Below are 16,254 nucleotides of genomic sequence, written 5' to 3'. Positions count from 1 at the left end.
TCATGTACCGTATTGGTGAACTGGCAAAATTGGCTGATGTTACTCCCGACACCATCCGCTACTACGAAAAGCAGCAGATGATGGATCACAATGTGCGTACGGAAGGTGGATTTCGCCTCTATACGGACAACGACTTACAGAGGCTGCGTTTTATCCGCTATGCCAGGCAGCTCGGTTTCACGCTGGAATCGATCCGCGAACTTCTTTCGATCCGCATCGATCCTGAACATCACACCTGCCAGGAATCTAAAGGTATTGTGCAGGCTCGTTTAAGCGAAGTGGAATCCCGGATTAAAGAGCTACAAACCATGCGTCGTTCTTTGCAGCGCCTCAATGATGCTTGCTGCGGAACAGCGCACAGCAGCGTCTATTGTTCAATTCTTGAAGCGCTTGAGCAGGGTGCCAGCAACCAAAATACAGCACGTTGATTTTTGCATCAGTCGCGTCTACACTCAGGCCGATTTCTTTTACTAATCTGGAGAGTTTATGAGCCGCTATCAGCATACTAAAGGGCAAATTAAAGATAACGCCATTGAGGCATTACTTCATGACCCATTATTCAGGCAGCGAGTTGAGAAGAACAAGAAAGGGAAAGGGAGCTACCAAAGAAAAGAAAAACATGCAGGACGGAATGGTCGGGAGGCCAGTGGCAAGAAAGTAAATAACTTTTTTACCACTGGCCTTCTGCTTTTGACGCTTCTTAAGAACGATTGTTTTGTTCTTTCAACAGGTCACGAATTTCGCTAAGCAGGACTTCTTCTTTGGTCGGGGCCGGTGGTGCTGCCGGTATCTCTTCTTTTTTTCTATTCAATTTATTCATCAGTTTGATTGCCATAAAAATGGCAAACGCCACGATAATAAAATCGAAGACGTTCTGGATGAATACGCCATAATGCATTACGACCGCTGGGATGTCTCCCTGGGCGTCTCGTAGCGTGACAGCAAACTGTTTAAAGTCGATTCCGCCAATGAGTAAACCTAGTGGCGGCATAATAATATCGGCAACTAACGACGATACGATTTTACCAAATGCTGCACCAATGATGACACCGACTGCCAAATCAACCACGTTCCCGCGCATCGCAAATTCGCGAAATTCTTTTAAAAAACTCATTTTATTCTCCTTGAGCCAGCTAACACAGATAAGTTTAACAAATGTATTCTTATTTTCCATTACTGGGGAATAATTGCAGAAAAATATTATCCTTTGATATATAAGGGATAAAAGAAAGGCGTCTTGTCGACGCCTAAGAGCTACAGGAAGAAAGGACTTGGCTGGAATAGTCTCTCGACATCAGAGATGAATTTTTTGTCCGTCAGGAACATAACGACATGATCCCCTTGCTCAATACGCAGATTATTATTCGCGATCATGACATCATTACCGCGTACTACTGCGCCAATAATTGTTCCGGGGGGGAGTTTAATCTCATCGATAGCGCGACCAACGACCCGCGAAGTGCTTTCATCTCCGTGCGCTACAGCTTCAATGGCCTCCGCGACACCGCGGCGCAGAGAGGAAACGCCAACAATATCGGCTTTACGCACATGGCTGAGCAGAGCAGAAATTGTTGCCTGCTGCGGTGATATTGCAATGTCGATCACGCTCCCCTGAACAAGATCAACATAGGCCCGGCGCTGGATCAGTACCATTACTTTTTTGGCGCCCATGCGTTTTGCGAGCATGGCAGACATAATGTTAGCTTCATCATCGTTGGTGACGGCAATAAAAAGATCGACTTGATCGATGTGTTCTTCCGCCAGCAATTCTTGATCTGATGCATCACCGTAAAAGACAATTGTATTTTGCAACTTTTCTGCGAGCTCTGCGGCGCGCTGTTGATTACGTTCAATAAGCTTGACGCTGTAATCTTTCTCCAGCTTATGGGCGAGCCCGGCCCCAATGTTTCCCCCGCCAACTAACATGATGCGCTTGTACGGTTTTTCAAGACGCTGAAGTTCGCTCATCACTGCACGAATATGCTGTGATGCTGCGATGAAAAACACCTCATCACCGGCTTCTACGATTGTTGATCCTTGTGGCCTGATAGGACGATCGTGGCGAAAAATAGCTGCTACGCGTGTATCAATATGCGGCATATGCTCGCGCATAGTTGAAAGCGCGTTTCCCACCAAAGGACCGCCATAATAAGCTTTAACGACAGCAAGGCTGACTTTGCCTTCAGCAAAATTGACAACCTGCAGCGCGCCTGGGTACTCGATCAGACGGTGAATACTGTCAATTACCAGCTGCTCTGGAGCGATGAGGTGGTCAATAGGAACCGCTTCTGAATGGAAAAGTTTATCAGCATCGCGTACATAATCCGGGGAACGGATGCGGGCAATACGATTTGGCGTATTAAACAGCGAATAGGCGACCTGACAGGCCACCATGTTCGTTTCATCTGAGCTGGTCACTGCAACCAGCATGTCGGCATCATCCGCACCGGCCTCACGCAGCACGCGAGGATGCGAGCCGTGGCCCTGAACCACTCTGAGATCAAATTTGTCCTGAAGACTGCGAAGGCGGTCGCCATTCGTGTCTACCAGCGTAATATCGTTGTTCTCTCCGACAAGGTTTTCTGCCAGAGTTCCGCCGACCTGCCCTGCGCCCAATATGATAATTTTCATCAGTCGCGACTCGTTATCTCATTACTTTTTGATTAGCTTAGCGTAAAAGAAGCCGTCACCTTGCTCGGCGCCAGGCAAATTTTGCTGGCCCGGTAAATCAGCGTCGCCGGTTTCGCTGAGAACCGCATCAGCTGTACGTTGCAGGAAGGCTTTTATTTGCTGGCTGTTCTCTTCTGGCAATACTGAACATGTCGCGTAAACCAGAGTGCCGCCGGATTTCAGGTGCGGCCATACGGCATCCAAAATTTCAGCCTGGAGCTGGGCCAGTTCCGCGATATCGCGATCCCGGCGCAGCCATTTAATATCCGGGTGACGGCGAATAACACCGGTGGCGGAACAAGGGGCATCCAGCAGAATACGATCGAACTGTTGCTCGCCACACCATTGGGCTGGATAACGGCCATCGCCTTGCTTGACGGTTGCCTTCATGCCCAGACGCTTCAGGTTGTCGTAGACGCGGGAGAGTCGCTGCTCATCAACGTCGACAGCCAGAACTTGTGCTTCGGGCGCCGCTTCGAGAATATGGGTGGTTTTACCACCCGGGGCAGCGCACAGATCCAGAATTTGCTCGTCGTTTTGCGGATCAAGGAATGTCATGCAGCCCTGAGCAGAGGCATCCTGCACGGTCACCCAACCAGCCTCAAACCCGGGTAATGCGTGGACCGGTACCGGTGTTTCCAGGCGCACGGCGTCAGGGTAAGCGGGATGAGTAAAGCCTTTCATTCCCGCCGCCTCCAGTAATTCCAGCCAGCTGTCGCGCGAATGGTGGACGCGGTTTACGCGCAACCACATCGGCGGGCGCTGGTTGTTCGCTTCTACAATGGATTCCCACTGTGCTGGATAGGCTTTCTGCAGACGTTTCAATAACCAGGAAGGATGTAAAAAGCGGATCTCGCTACGAGAAAATTCAGCTAACAGCTCTTCCTGCTGACGCTGAAACTGGCGCAAGACACCATTTATCAACCCTTTGAGCTGTGGACGCTTAATAGCAACGGCGCCTTCAACGGTTTCCGCCAAGGCTGCATGAGGCGGGATGCGTGTGTATAACAGTTGATAAAAGCCCACCATAATCAGATAGTGCACAACGCGCTGCTTACCCGTCATCGGTCGGGACATGAGCTTGCCTATCAGCCAATCTAACTGTGAAAGTGTACGTAGCACGCCAAAGCATAGCTCCTGAAGCAGCGCTTTATCTTTATCCGAGACTTTTTGTTGCAGCGGGGGCAGAACGTTGCTTAAGGATTGCCCTCGTTCGAGAACCTGTTCAACGGCCTGTGCTGCCAGACTGCGTAAATTGAGTTGTTTTTTCATAAGTACAAAAATAAAAATGCCCGGTAACACCGGGCGTATTAAGAAGGGAGCGTCAGACCAGACGGCTGCCAGGTACAAACCATTCCCGGCGCGAGTTTAATAGATCCTGAGCACTCATGGCTTTTTTCCCGGCCGGCTGTAGCGACAGTAAATTCAGGACCCCGTCCCCGGTCGCGACCTGAATTCCCCGTTTGGTCGCTTCAAGAATGGTTCCTGGCTCGGCGGTTGTGGCCACATTGATAACCGACGCCTGCCAGACTTTTACCGGTTGGCCATCAATTTCTATCCAGCTCATTGGCCACGGGTTAAAGGCGCGAATGCAGCGTTCTAACTGAGCAGCGGAAAGAGACCAGTTGATATGCGCTTCTTCTTTGCTGAGTTTTTGCGCATGGGTAACCAGCGCTTCATCCTGTACAACCGGTTTTGCGGTACCTGTGGCAAGCTGCTTAAGGGTTTCGATAAGCCCCTGAGGGCCAAGGTTAGCCAGCTTGTCGTACAGCGTCCCGCTGGTGTCTTCTGCGGTGATCGGGCACGCAAGCTTATACAGCATATCACCCGTATCGAGACCAACATCCATCTGCATGATGGTTACACCCGTCTCGGCATCGCCAGCCCACAGCGAACGTTGAATCGGGGCCGCACCGCGCCAGCGCGGAAGCAGCGAGCCGTGAACGTTAATGCAGCCCAGGCGTGGAATATCAAGTACGGCTTTTGGCAGAAGGAGGCCATAGGCCACGACGACCATAACATCTGCGCGCAGGTCAGAGACGAGTTGCTGGTTTTCCTGCGGACGTAACGAAACTGGCTGGAATACCGGTATGCCTTTCTCTTCCGCCAGAACCTTTACCGGGCTGGGCATGAGTTTTTTACCGCGACCAGCCGGACGGTCCGGTTGGGTGAACACGCCAACAACGTTATGTCCAGAGGAGAGCAGCGCGTCGAGATGACGCGCTGCAAAGTCAGGTGTGCCCGCAAAAATAATACGTAGTGAATCTGACACGTTAATTCTCGTCCTTAAGCTCGGGCATTCAGGCGATCAAGTTTCTCAACTTTCTGACGAATGCGTTGTTGCTTGAGCGGCGACAGGTAGTCGATGAACAGCTTACCGACGAGGTGATCCATCTCATGCTGAATACAGATTGCCAGCAGACCGTCAGCTTCAAGCTCATAAGGTTTACCGTCGCGATCGAGCGCGCGGATTTTCACCTTTTCTGCACGCGGTACTAAAGCACGCTGTTCAGGAATAGAAAGGCAACCCTCTTCAATGCCTGTTTCTCCGCTCTTTTCCAGCAGCTCAGGGTTAATTAATACCAGCTGCTCTTCACGATTTTCTGATACGTCAATAACGATAATGCGCTGATGAATATCTACCTGCGTTGCGGCCAGACCGATACCTTCTTCAGCGTACATCGTCTCAAACATATCATCGACGATACGCTGAATTTCTGCATTTACTTCTTCTACCGGTTTTGCGACTTTGCGAAGGCGCTCGTCCGGAATATGTAACACTTGCAAAACTGACATAGTTATCCAGAGTTGTGTTCAGGAGTTGGAAAGATCATTACCTCTATTCTAGACAAAACCCCCTGCAATTGACAGTCTCACTGACCAATCGCAAAGATTGTTAAAGTCGCTTGTGGCAGGGGAACAGGGATGACGCCGAGGGAAATTTGGTTACGTTTGATGAGAGTGAGCAGCCTGTATGGCGAAGGTGCTATCAGTGCTGCACGCCAGCTATGTTCATCTCCGACGCTAGAGCGAGAAGAGTTGCGTGCCCGTGGTTTGAATCTGGCGCAATCGAAGCATTTCCTCGGCGTTAACCAATGCGAAATCGATGCCACGCTACAATGGCTGGAGCAACCCAATTGCTATTTACTGACTGCCGAAGATCCGCTTTTCCCACCTCAATTGCGGGCGATTGTCGACTTTCCATGCGCCCTTTTAGTATGTGGAGATCCTGCGCTACTCAGTAGCCGGCAGCTGTCCGTCATTGGGAGTCGGTCACACTCTTGGTATGGCGCTCGTTGGGGAAAACTATTTAGCGAAGCTTTAGCGCGGTATGACATTACGATCACGAGCGGTCTGGCCCTTGGCATTGATGGTATTGCTCATCGTGGTGCGCTGGAAGGGAAAGGTAAAACGGTGGCTGTTTTAGGGAATGGCTTAGGAGAGATCTATCCTCGTCGCCATCAGGCGTTAGCGGAGCAGATAATTAACGGTGGCGGAGCCGTCATTTCTGAGTTTCCGCTGTTCACTCCGCCCCTTCCGGCCAATTTTCCCCGCCGTAACCGGATTATCAGTGGCCTAAGCGCCGGTGTGTTGGTTATTGAAGCTGCGCTGAAAAGTGGCTCATTAGTGACGGTTCGTTATGCGCTGGAGCAGGGAAGGGATGTCTTTGCTCTGCCAGGGCCGATTGGCAGCCCGGGTTCAGAAGGCCCTCATTGGCTTATCAAGCAGGGCGCGATTCCCGTAACAGCCCCTGAAGATATCGTCGAATACTGGCGAGATGAGCTACCGAATATTCTTCCCGAGCCAAATGACGTAAATAATTGCGGTGATCGGCCTTCTGTAGCATTGCCATTTCCAGAGCTCCTGGCTAACGTAGGAGATGAGGTAACACCTGTTGACGTTGTCGCTGAACGTGCCGGCCAATCTGTGCCAGTAACCGTAGCCCAGCTACTAGAACTGGAGTTAGCAGGCTGGATCGCAGCTGTACCCGGCGGCTATGTCCGATTAAGGAGGGCAAGCCATGTTCGACGTACTGATGTATCTGTTTGAAACTTACATCCATAACGAAGCAGAAATGCGCGTGGATCAGGACAAGCTAACTCGGGATCTGACCGATGCCGGTTTTGAACGAGAAGATATCTATAACGCCCTAATGTGGCTCGAAAAACTGGCTGATTACCAGGAGGGGCTTGTTGCACCTATGCAGCTAGCTTCTGACCCACTCTCGTTACGAGTATATACTGACGAGGAGTGTCAGCGTCTTGACGCGAGTTGCCGGGGATTCTTACTGTTCCTTGAGCAAATTCAGGTGTTGAACCTCGAAACACGGGAAATGGTGATAGAGCGCGTGCTGGCGCTGGATACGGCAGAATTCGATCTGGAGGATCTCAAATGGGTGATTCTGATGGTGCTGTTCAATATTCCCGGTTGCGAAAATGCCTACCAGCAAATGGAAGAATTACTCTTTGAAGTAAATGAAGGTATGCTGCACTAACTTTTTTGCTGCGACATTAGAATTGTTATGACCAAAACAGCGCTGTTTTCGGTGCGTAAAAACGAACCTTGCCCGCAGTGTGGGGCTGAACTGGTAATACGCTCCGGGAAGCACGGGCCTTTTCTCGGCTGCTCGCATTATCCTGACTGTGACTATGTCCGGCCCCTGAAAAATCAGGCGGACGGGCATATTGTTAAAGTTCTGGAGGGGCAAACGTGTCCGTCTTGCGGCGCAGTGCTGGTGCTACGCCAGGGGCGTTTTGGTATGTTTATCGGTTGTAGCAGCTATCCTGATTGCGAACATACTGAACTTATCGATAAGCCGGATGAAACTGCAATAGCCTGCCCGCAATGCGGGCAAGGGCATCTGGTTCAGCGCCGTTCACGTTATGGAAAAAACTTCCATTCCTGCGATCGTTACCCCGATTGCCAGTTCGTCATTAACTTCAGGCCAGTGGCGGGCGAGTGTCCTGAGTGTCATTACCCGTTGCTAATCGAAAAGAAAACGGCGCAGGGCGTTAAGCGCTTTTGTGCCAGCAAACAATGTGGAAAGCCGATATCGGCGGAATAAATCTGTGAATAATAACCTGCCCTCAGAAGCCATCGTACGCGCTGTGGCGCTTCTGAATAATGAACATGTCATTGCCTATCCAACAGAAGCCGTTTTTGGCGTCGGTTGCGATCCCGATAGCGAAAAAGCCGTCATGAGTCTGCTCGCACTTAAGCGGCGTCCCGTTGAAAAGGGGCTGATTCTGATTGCTGCGAACTTTGAGCAACTCAAGCCGTATATTGACGATACGCAATTGAGCGATGAGCAGCTAGCGGCTATTTTTTCGTGTTGGCCTGGGCCGGTAACATTTGTCTTCCCGGCCTGCGCTTCAACGCCGCGTTGGTTGACCGGGCGCTTTAATTCATTGGCAGTACGAGTCACGGATCATCCGCTGGTGGTCGAACTGTGTAAGGCTTACGGGAAACCGCTTGTTTCTACCAGCGCAAATTTATCTGGTCTGCCACCTTGTCGCACGACGGCTGAGGTTTATACGCAGTTTGGCGCGGATTTCCCGGTAGTCGATGGGGCAACGGGAGGGCGTCAAAACCCATCTGAAATACGTGATGCCTTGACGGGCGAACTCTTCCGCCAGGGGTAACTCATGGAAACTTATGCCGTCTTCGGACACCCGATTGCCCATAGCAAGTCGCCATCAATTCATCGGCTTTTTGCGCAGCAGCTGCACATTACGCATCCCTATGGCCGTATCCTGGCTCCGCTCGATGATTTTGTTACCACGCTCGATACCTTCTTTAATGAAGGCGGTAAGGGAGCGAACGTCACCGTGCCTTTTAAAGAAGAGGCCTTCGCGCGAGCGGATGAGTTAACCGAACGTGCAGCGCTGGCTGGTGCGGTCAATACGCTTAAACGGTTGGAGGATGGCCGCCTGCTTGGGGACAATACCGATGGTATTGGACTACTGAGCGATCTGCAACGGCTTGGTTTTATTAAACCTGGATTCCGGGTGTTGCTCATTGGCGCAGGTGGGGCTTCACGCGGCGTATTGCTTCCTCTCTTGTCGCTGGATTGCGCCGTGACTATTGTTAATCGTACCTATTCTCGCGCCCATGAACTGGCTACGCTTTTTGCTCATACCGGCAGCGTCCACGCTTTGGATATAGAAGCATTAGGCGGCCAGGAATTTGATCTCATTATTAATGCGACGTCCAGCGGTATTGACGGCGATGTTCCCGCGATCCCTGTTACATTAATAAATCCCCGTGTCTGTTGTTATGACATGTTTTACCAGAAAGGCTGTACGCCATTTTTAACACTATGCCGGCAACATGGTGCCACCAAATGCGCTGATGGGCTGGGAATGCTGGTGGCGCAGGCTGCCCATGCGGTGCTGTTATGGCATGGCGTACTGCCAGAAATTACGCCAGTCATTGCGGCTTTGCAGAAGGAACTGAATGCATGAACCAGGCTATTCAGTTTCCAGACAGAGAGGTATGGGATGAAGCGCATCAATGTATCGCTTTTCCGGCATTAGTTAACGGCATGCAGCTAACCTGCGCCTTAACGCTAACCGGTCTCAAGAAGCGTTTTGGCGGTGAAGACCCTGCGCAATGGCTGGCCGCTTTTCGTGAACATCGCTGGGATCTGGAAGATGAAGCCCAGGTTCTCATTCTCGACCAGCAGGAAGATGCTCAGGGTTGGATCTGGCTTTCCTGATCGAGATAATCACCTTTCCACTTTACATAGTTATTCGCTGAATATATGAGCCCCGCGATTTCCGCCTCCGTCAGGGGGCGTATCTGTTTTACCGGGTTGCCAAAGTAAAGATAGCCACTCTTGAGACGTTTGTTCTGAGGAACCAGACTACCTGCGCCAATCATTATGTCGTCTTCAACAATCACGCCATCCAACAAAATCGAACCCATCCCCACCAGTACCCGATTACCAATAGTGCAGCCGTGTAGCATCACCTTATGGCCGACGGTAACATCATCGCCAATGATTAATGGATTGCCTTGCGGTTTGGAAGGAGACTTATGTGTGACATGTAAGACGCTACCGTCCTGAATATTGGTGCGAGCGCCTATTTCGACGTAATTCACATCACCGCGAATCGCGACCAGAGGCCAGATACTGACGTCATCAGCCATTCTGACATCACCGATCACCACGCTGCTGCTGTCGATCATCACGCGCAGGCCCGTTTTAGGGAATAAATTTTTATAACGACGCAAACTGGTGGTCATGGTTACCTCAATAAATGAAGGGAGTGCAGAGACTTTGGTTGCTTTTTTGGCCGTCTGCAACCCTTTATTGTGGTAAAAAGTGAGCGGATTGAGCAAGAACACCGCGAAGCGGCTGAAAAACCATCATTTGGAAAAAAAGATCGAAAAAAGGCTTGTGCAAAAAAATGGGATCCCTATAATGCGCTCCCACTGACACGGCAGATGTGAATCACTTCACAAACAGCCCGGTCGGTTGAAGAGAAAAAATCCTGAAATAACGGGTTGACTCTGAAAGAGGAAAGCGTAATATACGCCACCTCGCAACGGTGAGCGAAAGCCGCGTTGCACTGCTCTTTAACAATTTATCAGACAATCTGTGTGGGCACTCAAAGTGACATGGATTCTTAACGTCGCAAGACGAAAAATGAATACCAAGTCTCTGAGTGAACATACGTAATTCATTACGAAGTTTAATTCACGAGCATCAAACTTAAATTGAAGAGTTTGATCATGGCTCAGATTGAACGCTGGCGGCAGGCCTAACACATGCAAGTCGAACGGTAGCACAGAGAGCTTGCTCTCGGGTGACGAGTGGCGGACGGGTGAGTAATGTCTGGGAAACTGCCTGATGGAGGGGGATAACTACTGGAAACGGTAGCTAATACCGCATAACGTCGCAAGACCAAAGAGGGGGACCTTCGGGCCTCTTGCCATCAGATGTGCCCAGATGGGATTAGCTAGTAGGTGGGGTAACGGCTCACCTAGGCGACGATCCCTAGCTGGTCTGAGAGGATGACCAGCCACACTGGAACTGAGACACGGTCCAGACTCCTACGGGAGGCAGCAGTGGGGAATATTGCACAATGGGCGCAAGCCTGATGCAGCCATGCCGCGTGTATGAAGAAGGCCTTCGGGTTGTAAAGTACTTTCAGCGGGGAGGAAGGCGATAAGGTTAATAACCTTGTCGATTGACGTTACCCGCAGAAGAAGCACCGGCTAACTCCGTGCCAGCAGCCGCGGTAATACGGAGGGTGCAAGCGTTAATCGGAATTACTGGGCGTAAAGCGCACGCAGGCGGTCTGTCAAGTCGGATGTGAAATCCCCGGGCTCAACCTGGGAACTGCATTCGAAACTGGCAGGCTGGAGTCTTGTAGAGGGGGGTAGAATTCCAGGTGTAGCGGTGAAATGCGTAGAGATCTGGAGGAATACCGGTGGCGAAGGCGGCCCCCTGGACAAAGACTGACGCTCAGGTGCGAAAGCGTGGGGAGCAAACAGGATTAGATACCCTGGTAGTCCACGCTGTAAACGATGTCGACTTGGAGGTTGTTCCCTTGAGGAGTGGCTTCCGGAGCTAACGCGTTAAGTCGACCGCCTGGGGAGTACGGCCGCAAGGTTAAAACTCAAATGAATTGACGGGGGCCCGCACAAGCGGTGGAGCATGTGGTTTAATTCGATGCAACGCGAAGAACCTTACCTACTCTTGACATCCAGAGAACTTAGCAGAGATGCTTTGGTGCCTTCGGGAACTCTGAGACAGGTGCTGCATGGCTGTCGTCAGCTCGTGTTGTGAAATGTTGGGTTAAGTCCCGCAACGAGCGCAACCCTTATCCTTTGTTGCCAGCGATTCGGTCGGGAACTCAAAGGAGACTGCCAGTGATAAACTGGAGGAAGGTGGGGATGACGTCAAGTCATCATGGCCCTTACGAGTAGGGCTACACACGTGCTACAATGGCATATACAAAGAGAAGCGACCTCGCGAGAGCAAGCGGACCTCATAAAGTATGTCGTAGTCCGGATTGGAGTCTGCAACTCGACTCCATGAAGTCGGAATCGCTAGTAATCGTGGATCAGAATGCCACGGTGAATACGTTCCCGGGCCTTGTACACACCGCCCGTCACACCATGGGAGTGGGTTGCAAAAGAAGTAGGTAGCTTAACCTTCGGGAGGGCGCTTACCACTTTGTGATTCATGACTGGGGTGAAGTCGTAACAAGGTAACCGTAGGGGAACCTGCGGTTGGATCACCTCCTTACCTTAAAGAACCTGCCTTTGTAGTGTCCACACAGATTGTCTGATGAAAAGTAAATAGCAAGGCGTCTTGCGATTGAGACTTCAGTGTCCCCTTCGTCTAGAGGCCCAGGACACCGCCCTTTCACGGCGGTAACAGGGGTTCGAATCCCCTAGGGGACGCCACTTGCTGGTTCGTGAGTGAAAGTCACCTGCCTTAATATCTCAAAACTCATCTTCGGGTGACGTTTGAGATATTTGCTCTTTAAAAATCTGGATCAAGCTGAAAATTGAAACGACACACATGTTATGTGTGTTCGAGTCTCTCAAATTTTCGCGACACGACGATGTTTTACGAAACATCTTCGGGTTGTGAGGTTAAGCGACTAAGCGTACACGGTGGATGCCCTGGCAGTCAGAGGCGATGAAGGACGTGCTAATCTGCGAAAAGCGTCGGTAAGGTGATATGAACCGTTACAGCCGGCGATGTCCGAATGGGGAAACCCAGTGCAATTCGTTGCACTATCGTTTGATGAATACATAGTCAAACGAGGCGAACCGGGGGAACTGAAACATCTAAGTACCCCGAGGAAAAGAAATCAACCGAGATTCCCCCAGTAGCGGCGAGCGAACGGGGAGCAGCCCGGAGTCTGAATCAGCTTGTGTGTTAGTGGAAGCGTCTGGAAAGTCGCAGGGTACAGGGTGATACTCCCGTACACTAAAACACACAGGTTGTGAACTCGAAGAGTAGGGCGGGACACGTGGTATCCTGTCTGAATATGGGGGGACCATCCTCCAAGGCTAAATACTCCTGACTGACCGATAGTGAACCAGTACCGTGAGGGAAAGGCGAAAAGAACCCCGGCGAGGGGAGTGAAAAAGAACCTGAAACCGTGTACGTACAAGCAGTAGGAGCCCACTTGTTGGGTGACTGCGTACCTTTTGTATAATGGGTCAGCGACTTATATTCTGTAGCAAGGTTAACCGTATAGGGGAGCCGCAGGGAAACCGAGTCTTAACTGGGCGTTAAGTTGCAGGGTATAGACCCGAAACCCGGTGATCTAGCCATGGGCAGGTTGAAGGTTGGGTAACACTAACTGGAGGACCGAACCGACTAATGTTGAAAAATTAGCGGATGACTTGTGGCTGGGGGTGAAAGGCCAATCAAACCGGGAGATAGCTGGTTCTCCCCGAAAGCTATTTAGGTAGCGCCTCGTGAACTCATCTTCGGGGGTAGAGCACTGTTTCGGCTAGGGGGTCATCCCGACTTACCAACCCGATGCAAACTACGAATACCGAAGAATGTTATCACGGGAGACACACGGCGGGTGCTAACGTCCGTCGTGAAGAGGGAAACAACCCAGACCGCCAGCTAAGGTCCCAAAGTCATGGTTAAGTGGGAAACGATGTGGGAAGGCCCAGACAGCCAGGATGTTGGCTTAGAAGCAGCCATCATTTAAAGAAAGCGTAATAGCTCACTGGTCGAGTCGGCCTGCGCGGAAGATGTAACGGGGCTAAACCATGCACCGAAGCTGCGGCAGCGACGCTTATGCGTTGTTGGGTAGGGGAGCGTTCTGTAAGCCGTTGAAGGTGGCCTGTGAGGGTTGCTGGAGGTATCAGAAGTGCGAATGCTGACATAAGTAACGATAATGCGGGTGAAAAACCCGCACGCCGGAAGACCAAGGGTTCCTGTCCAACGTTAATCGGGGCAGGGTGAGTCGACCCCTAAGGCGAGGCCGAAAGGCGTAGTCGATGGGAAACAGGTTAATATTCCTGTACTTGGTGTTACTGCGAAGGGGGGACGGAGAAGGCTATGTTGGCCGGGCGACGGTTGTCCCGGTTTAAGCGTGTAGGTGTGTGTTCCAGGTAAATCCGGTTCACTTTAACACTGAGGCGTGATGACGAGGCACTACGGTGCTGAAGTGACAAATGCCCTGCTTCCAGGAAAAGCCTCTAAGCATCAGGTAACATCAAATCGTACCCCAAACCGACACAGGTGGTCAGGTAGAGAATACCAAGGCGCTTGAGAGAACTCGGGTGAAGGAACTAGGCAAAATGGTGCCGTAACTTCGGGAGAAGGCACGCTGATATGTAGGTGAAGTGGTTTACCCATGGAGCTGAAATCAGTCGAAGATACCAGCTGGCTGCAACTGTTTATTAAAAACACAGCACTGTGCAAACACGAAAGTGGACGTATACGGTGTGACGCCTGCCCGGTGCCGGAAGGTTAATTGATGGGGTTATCCGTAAGGAGAAGCTCTTGATCGAAGCCCCGGTAAACGGCGGCCGTAACTATAACGGTCCTAAGGTAGCGAAATTCCTTGTCGGGTAAGTTCCGACCTGCACGAATGGCGTAATGATGGCCAGGCTGTCTCCACCCGAGACTCAGTGAAATTGAACTCGCTGTGAAGATGCAGTGTACCCGCGGCAAGACGGAAAGACCCCGTGAACCTTTACTATAGCTTGACACTGAACACTGGTCCTTGATGTGTAGGATAGGTGGGAGGCTTTGAAGTGTGGACGCCAGTCTGCATGGAGCCATCCTTGAAATACCACCCTTTAATGGCTGGTGTTCTAACGTGGGCCCGTAATCCGGGTTGCGGACAGTGTCTGGTGGGTAGTTTGACTGGGGCGGTCTCCTCCTAAAGAGTAACGGAGGAGCACGAAGGTCAGCTAATCCTGGTCGGACATCAGGAGGTTAGTGCAATGGCATAAGCTGGCTTGACTGCGAGCGTGACGGCGCGAGCAGGTGCGAAAGCAGGTCATAGTGATCCGGTGGTTCTGAATGGAAGGGCCATCGCTCAACGGATAAAAGGTACTCCGGGGATAACAGGCTGATACCGCCCAAGAGTTCATATCGACGGCGGTGTTTGGCACCTCGATGTCGGCTCATCACATCCTGGGGCTGAAGTAGGTCCCAAGGGTATGGCTGTTCGCCATTTAAAGTGGTACGCGAGCTGGGTTTAGAACGTCGTGAGACAGTTCGGTCCCTATCTGCCGTGGGCGCTGGAGAATTGAGGGGGGCTGCTCCTAGTACGAGAGGACCGGAGTGGACGCATCACTGGTGTTCGGGTTGTCATGCCAATGGCATTGCCCGGTAGCTAAATGCGGAAGAGATAAGTGCTGAAAGCATCTAAGTACGAAACTTGCCCCGAGATGAGTTCTCCCTGACTCCTTGAGAGTCCTGAAGGAACGTTGAAGACGACGACGTTGATAGGCCGGGTGTGTAAGCGCAGCGATGCGTTGAGCTAACCGGTACTAATGAACCGTGAGGCTTAACCTTACAACGCCGAAGATGTTTTGGCGGATTTGAGAAGACAACAATTTCAGCATTGATTCAGAGTTGAGTACGCAATAATTTGCGCAGCAGCAAGGCGACAAGCGAAGGAAAGGAAGGAGCATACTGAGGTATGTGACTGACTTTGCGAGCGCGGGCAACGCGGCAGATGCGATAAAGAATTGCGTACTGAGCACAAAGAATTTGCCTGGCGGCGATAGCGCGGTGGTCCCACCTGACCCCATGCCGAACTCAGAAGTGAAACGCCGTAGCGCCGATGGTAGTGTGGGGTCTCCCCATGTGAGAGTAGGGAACTGCCAGGCATCAAATTAAGTGTGCTGATATGGCTCAGTTGGTAGAGCGCACCCTTGGTAAGGGTGAGGTCCCCAGTTCGACTCTGGGTATCAGCACCAGTTTTTAGGTTAAAGTTCGGCGATTTTAAAAGAATTTGCCTGGCAACGATAGCGCGGTGGTCCCACCTGACCCCATGCCGAACTCAGAAGTGAAACGCCGTAGCGCCGATGGTAGTGTGGGGTCTCCCCATGTGAGAGTAGGGCATTGCCAGGCATCAAATAAGTGAAAAGCCCATCCGTCAGGATGGGCTTTTTGCGTTTTTGCGTCTACGAAAAAATTATATCCGGCAATGACGTTTCATCCGCTCGATGTTATTCGAGGGAGCTTTGCCCGAGCTTCAGCAGCGGGCAATGTAGTTTAAGCATGGTGGGGCTTACCTTCGGGGAAAGCGGTACCGGATATTACTCCGGTACCTGCCATGGTAGAGAAGAGAAAGGAATTAACGCGTCAATGCCACAATACCGAGCGTCAGGCCAGCTATCGCGGCTGCGCCACCGGCAATCGCGCCAGCAGTTTCCCAGTTATCCTGGGTCGTTCCTTTCATACAGGTATTAGTGTGGACTAATCTACCTTCAGAATCATAGACCGGCACGCACGGAGAGTCGTGCGCACAGCCAGCGAGCAGAGTCGCCAGCAATGCCACTATAATAAATTTATTCATGATGTTACCTCTAAATAATCCGCTTCGCTGTATTGGAGAACCCATACACCTACGGAAC

At 51.3% G+C, this 16,254-nt stretch carries 15 protein-coding genes, 2 tRNA genes and 4 rRNA genes; 14 read left to right on the top strand and 7 right to left on the bottom strand.

Going from position 1 to position 16,254, the window contains the following annotated elements; all coding sequences use genetic code 11:
* The first annotated feature begins 2 nt into the window (after positions 1-2).
* Together zntR and IYV58_RS24955 are read left to right on the top strand one after the other, a co-directional pair.
* Entirely contained in the window at positions 3-428 is a 426-nt protein-coding gene (gene zntR / locus IYV58_RS24960; RefSeq protein ID WP_004125893.1) for a Zn(2+)-responsive transcriptional regulator, read from the top strand.
* Positions 429-486: 58 nt separating this feature from the next.
* Complete coding sequence (locus IYV58_RS24955) at positions 487-747, top strand: alternative ribosome-rescue factor A (protein ID WP_004125891.1); 261 nt, start codon at positions 487-489, stop codon at positions 745-747.
* Here the strand turns inward: IYV58_RS24955 and mscL are convergent.
* From mscL to def, 5 genes are all read right to left on the bottom strand, one after another.
* A complete protein-coding gene (mscL, locus tag IYV58_RS24950) occupies positions 701-1,114 on the bottom strand; it encodes a large-conductance mechanosensitive channel protein MscL (protein WP_004125889.1) in 414 nt (137 codons plus the stop codon). The genes IYV58_RS24955 and mscL overlap by 47 nt on opposite strands.
* Positions 1,115-1,254: 140 nt before the next feature.
* Entirely contained in the window at positions 1,255-2,631 is a 1,377-nt protein-coding gene (trkA, locus tag IYV58_RS24945) for a Trk system potassium transporter TrkA (RefSeq protein WP_004125888.1), read from the bottom strand.
* A gap of 21 nt (positions 2,632-2,652) precedes the next feature.
* Positions 2,653-3,942, bottom strand: coding sequence for a 16S rRNA (cytosine(967)-C(5))-methyltransferase RsmB (gene rsmB / locus IYV58_RS24940; RefSeq protein WP_142467990.1), 1,290 nt, complete (start codon positions 3,940-3,942; stop codon positions 2,653-2,655).
* 52 nt (positions 3,943-3,994) lie between these two features.
* On the bottom strand, positions 3,995-4,942 hold the full coding sequence (fmt, locus tag IYV58_RS24935; RefSeq protein WP_049113991.1) for a methionyl-tRNA formyltransferase: 948 nt from the start codon (positions 4,940-4,942) through the stop codon (positions 3,995-3,997).
* Positions 4,943-4,956: 14 nt separating this feature from the next.
* Positions 4,957-5,466 (bottom strand): peptide deformylase, encoded by a 510-nt coding sequence (gene def / locus IYV58_RS24930; protein ID WP_049113989.1) that lies wholly within the window; start codon positions 5,464-5,466, stop codon positions 4,957-4,959.
* Positions 5,467-5,595: 129 nt separating this feature from the next.
* On the opposite strand from def, the gene dprA reads away from it, so the two are divergent.
* Genes dprA through IYV58_RS24900 form a run of 6 tightly spaced genes read left to right on the top strand, consistent with a single transcriptional unit; the run spans position 5,596 to position 9,388 of the window.
* A complete protein-coding gene (gene dprA / locus IYV58_RS24925; RefSeq protein WP_049113987.1) occupies positions 5,596-6,720 on the top strand; it encodes a DNA-protecting protein DprA in 1,125 nt (374 codons plus the stop codon).
* Positions 6,692-7,165 (top strand): DUF494 family protein Smg, encoded by a 474-nt coding sequence (smg, locus tag IYV58_RS24920; RefSeq protein WP_004125874.1) that lies wholly within the window; start codon positions 6,692-6,694, stop codon positions 7,163-7,165. Before dprA ends, smg begins: the two co-directional genes overlap by 29 nt.
* 27 nt (positions 7,166-7,192) lie before the next feature.
* Positions 7,193-7,735: a DNA topoisomerase family protein gene (locus IYV58_RS24915; RefSeq protein ID WP_004125871.1), complete on the top strand. Its 543-nt coding sequence runs from the start codon at positions 7,193-7,195 to the stop codon at positions 7,733-7,735.
* A 4-nt stretch (positions 7,736-7,739) separates the two neighbouring features.
* Positions 7,740-8,312, top strand: a complete 573-nt coding sequence (gene tsaC, locus IYV58_RS24910) for an L-threonylcarbamoyladenylate synthase type 1 TsaC (RefSeq protein ID WP_004125868.1) — start codon at positions 7,740-7,742, stop codon at positions 8,310-8,312.
* 3 nt (positions 8,313-8,315) lie between these two features.
* Positions 8,316-9,134, top strand: a complete 819-nt coding sequence (gene aroE, locus IYV58_RS24905; RefSeq protein WP_004125865.1) for a shikimate dehydrogenase — start codon at positions 8,316-8,318, stop codon at positions 9,132-9,134.
* Positions 9,131-9,388: a DUF1488 family protein gene (locus tag IYV58_RS24900; RefSeq protein WP_004125863.1), complete on the top strand. Its 258-nt coding sequence runs from the start codon at positions 9,131-9,133 to the stop codon at positions 9,386-9,388. Before aroE ends, IYV58_RS24900 begins: the two co-directional genes overlap by 4 nt.
* On the opposite strand, the gene IYV58_RS24895 is transcribed toward IYV58_RS24900, so the two are convergent.
* Entirely contained in the window at positions 9,364-9,918 is a 555-nt protein-coding gene (locus IYV58_RS24895) for a gamma carbonic anhydrase family protein (RefSeq protein ID WP_172880503.1), read from the bottom strand. The genes IYV58_RS24900 and IYV58_RS24895 overlap by 25 nt on opposite strands.
* Positions 9,919-10,389: 471 nt before the next feature.
* Here IYV58_RS24895 and IYV58_RS24890 point away from each other — a divergent pair.
* From IYV58_RS24890 to rrf (IYV58_RS24865), 6 genes are all read left to right on the top strand, one after another.
* Positions 10,390-11,929 (top strand): 16S ribosomal RNA (locus IYV58_RS24890).
* Between the two features lie 85 nt (positions 11,930-12,014).
* A tRNA-Glu gene (locus IYV58_RS24885) sits at positions 12,015-12,090 on the top strand.
* Between the two features lie 190 nt (positions 12,091-12,280).
* Positions 12,281-15,187, top strand: a 23S ribosomal RNA gene (locus IYV58_RS24880).
* Between the two features lie 201 nt (positions 15,188-15,388).
* Positions 15,389-15,504 (top strand): 5S ribosomal RNA (gene rrf / locus IYV58_RS24875).
* A gap of 14 nt (positions 15,505-15,518) precedes the next feature.
* Positions 15,519-15,594, top strand: a tRNA-Thr gene (locus tag IYV58_RS24870).
* A 38-nt stretch (positions 15,595-15,632) separates the two neighbouring features.
* Positions 15,633-15,748, top strand: a 5S ribosomal RNA gene (gene rrf, locus IYV58_RS24865).
* Together the 16S, 23S and 5S rRNA genes with 2 tRNA genes alongside form the textbook arrangement of a ribosomal RNA operon.
* A 226-nt stretch (positions 15,749-15,974) precedes the next feature.
* Here the strand turns inward: rrf (IYV58_RS24865) and IYV58_RS24860 are convergent.
* Positions 15,975-16,196: a putative periplasmic lipoprotein gene (locus tag IYV58_RS24860; RefSeq protein WP_004125860.1), complete on the bottom strand. Its 222-nt coding sequence runs from the start codon at positions 16,194-16,196 to the stop codon at positions 15,975-15,977.
* Positions 16,197-16,254 lie beyond the last annotated feature (58 nt).

Source organism: Klebsiella sp. BDA134-6, assembly GCF_015601345.1.
Lineage (GTDB): Bacteria > Pseudomonadota > Gammaproteobacteria > Enterobacterales > Enterobacteriaceae > Klebsiella > Klebsiella grimontii.
Note: the sequence above shows the minus strand (reverse complement) of the source record. Positions and strands in the feature narration are given on the sequence as shown.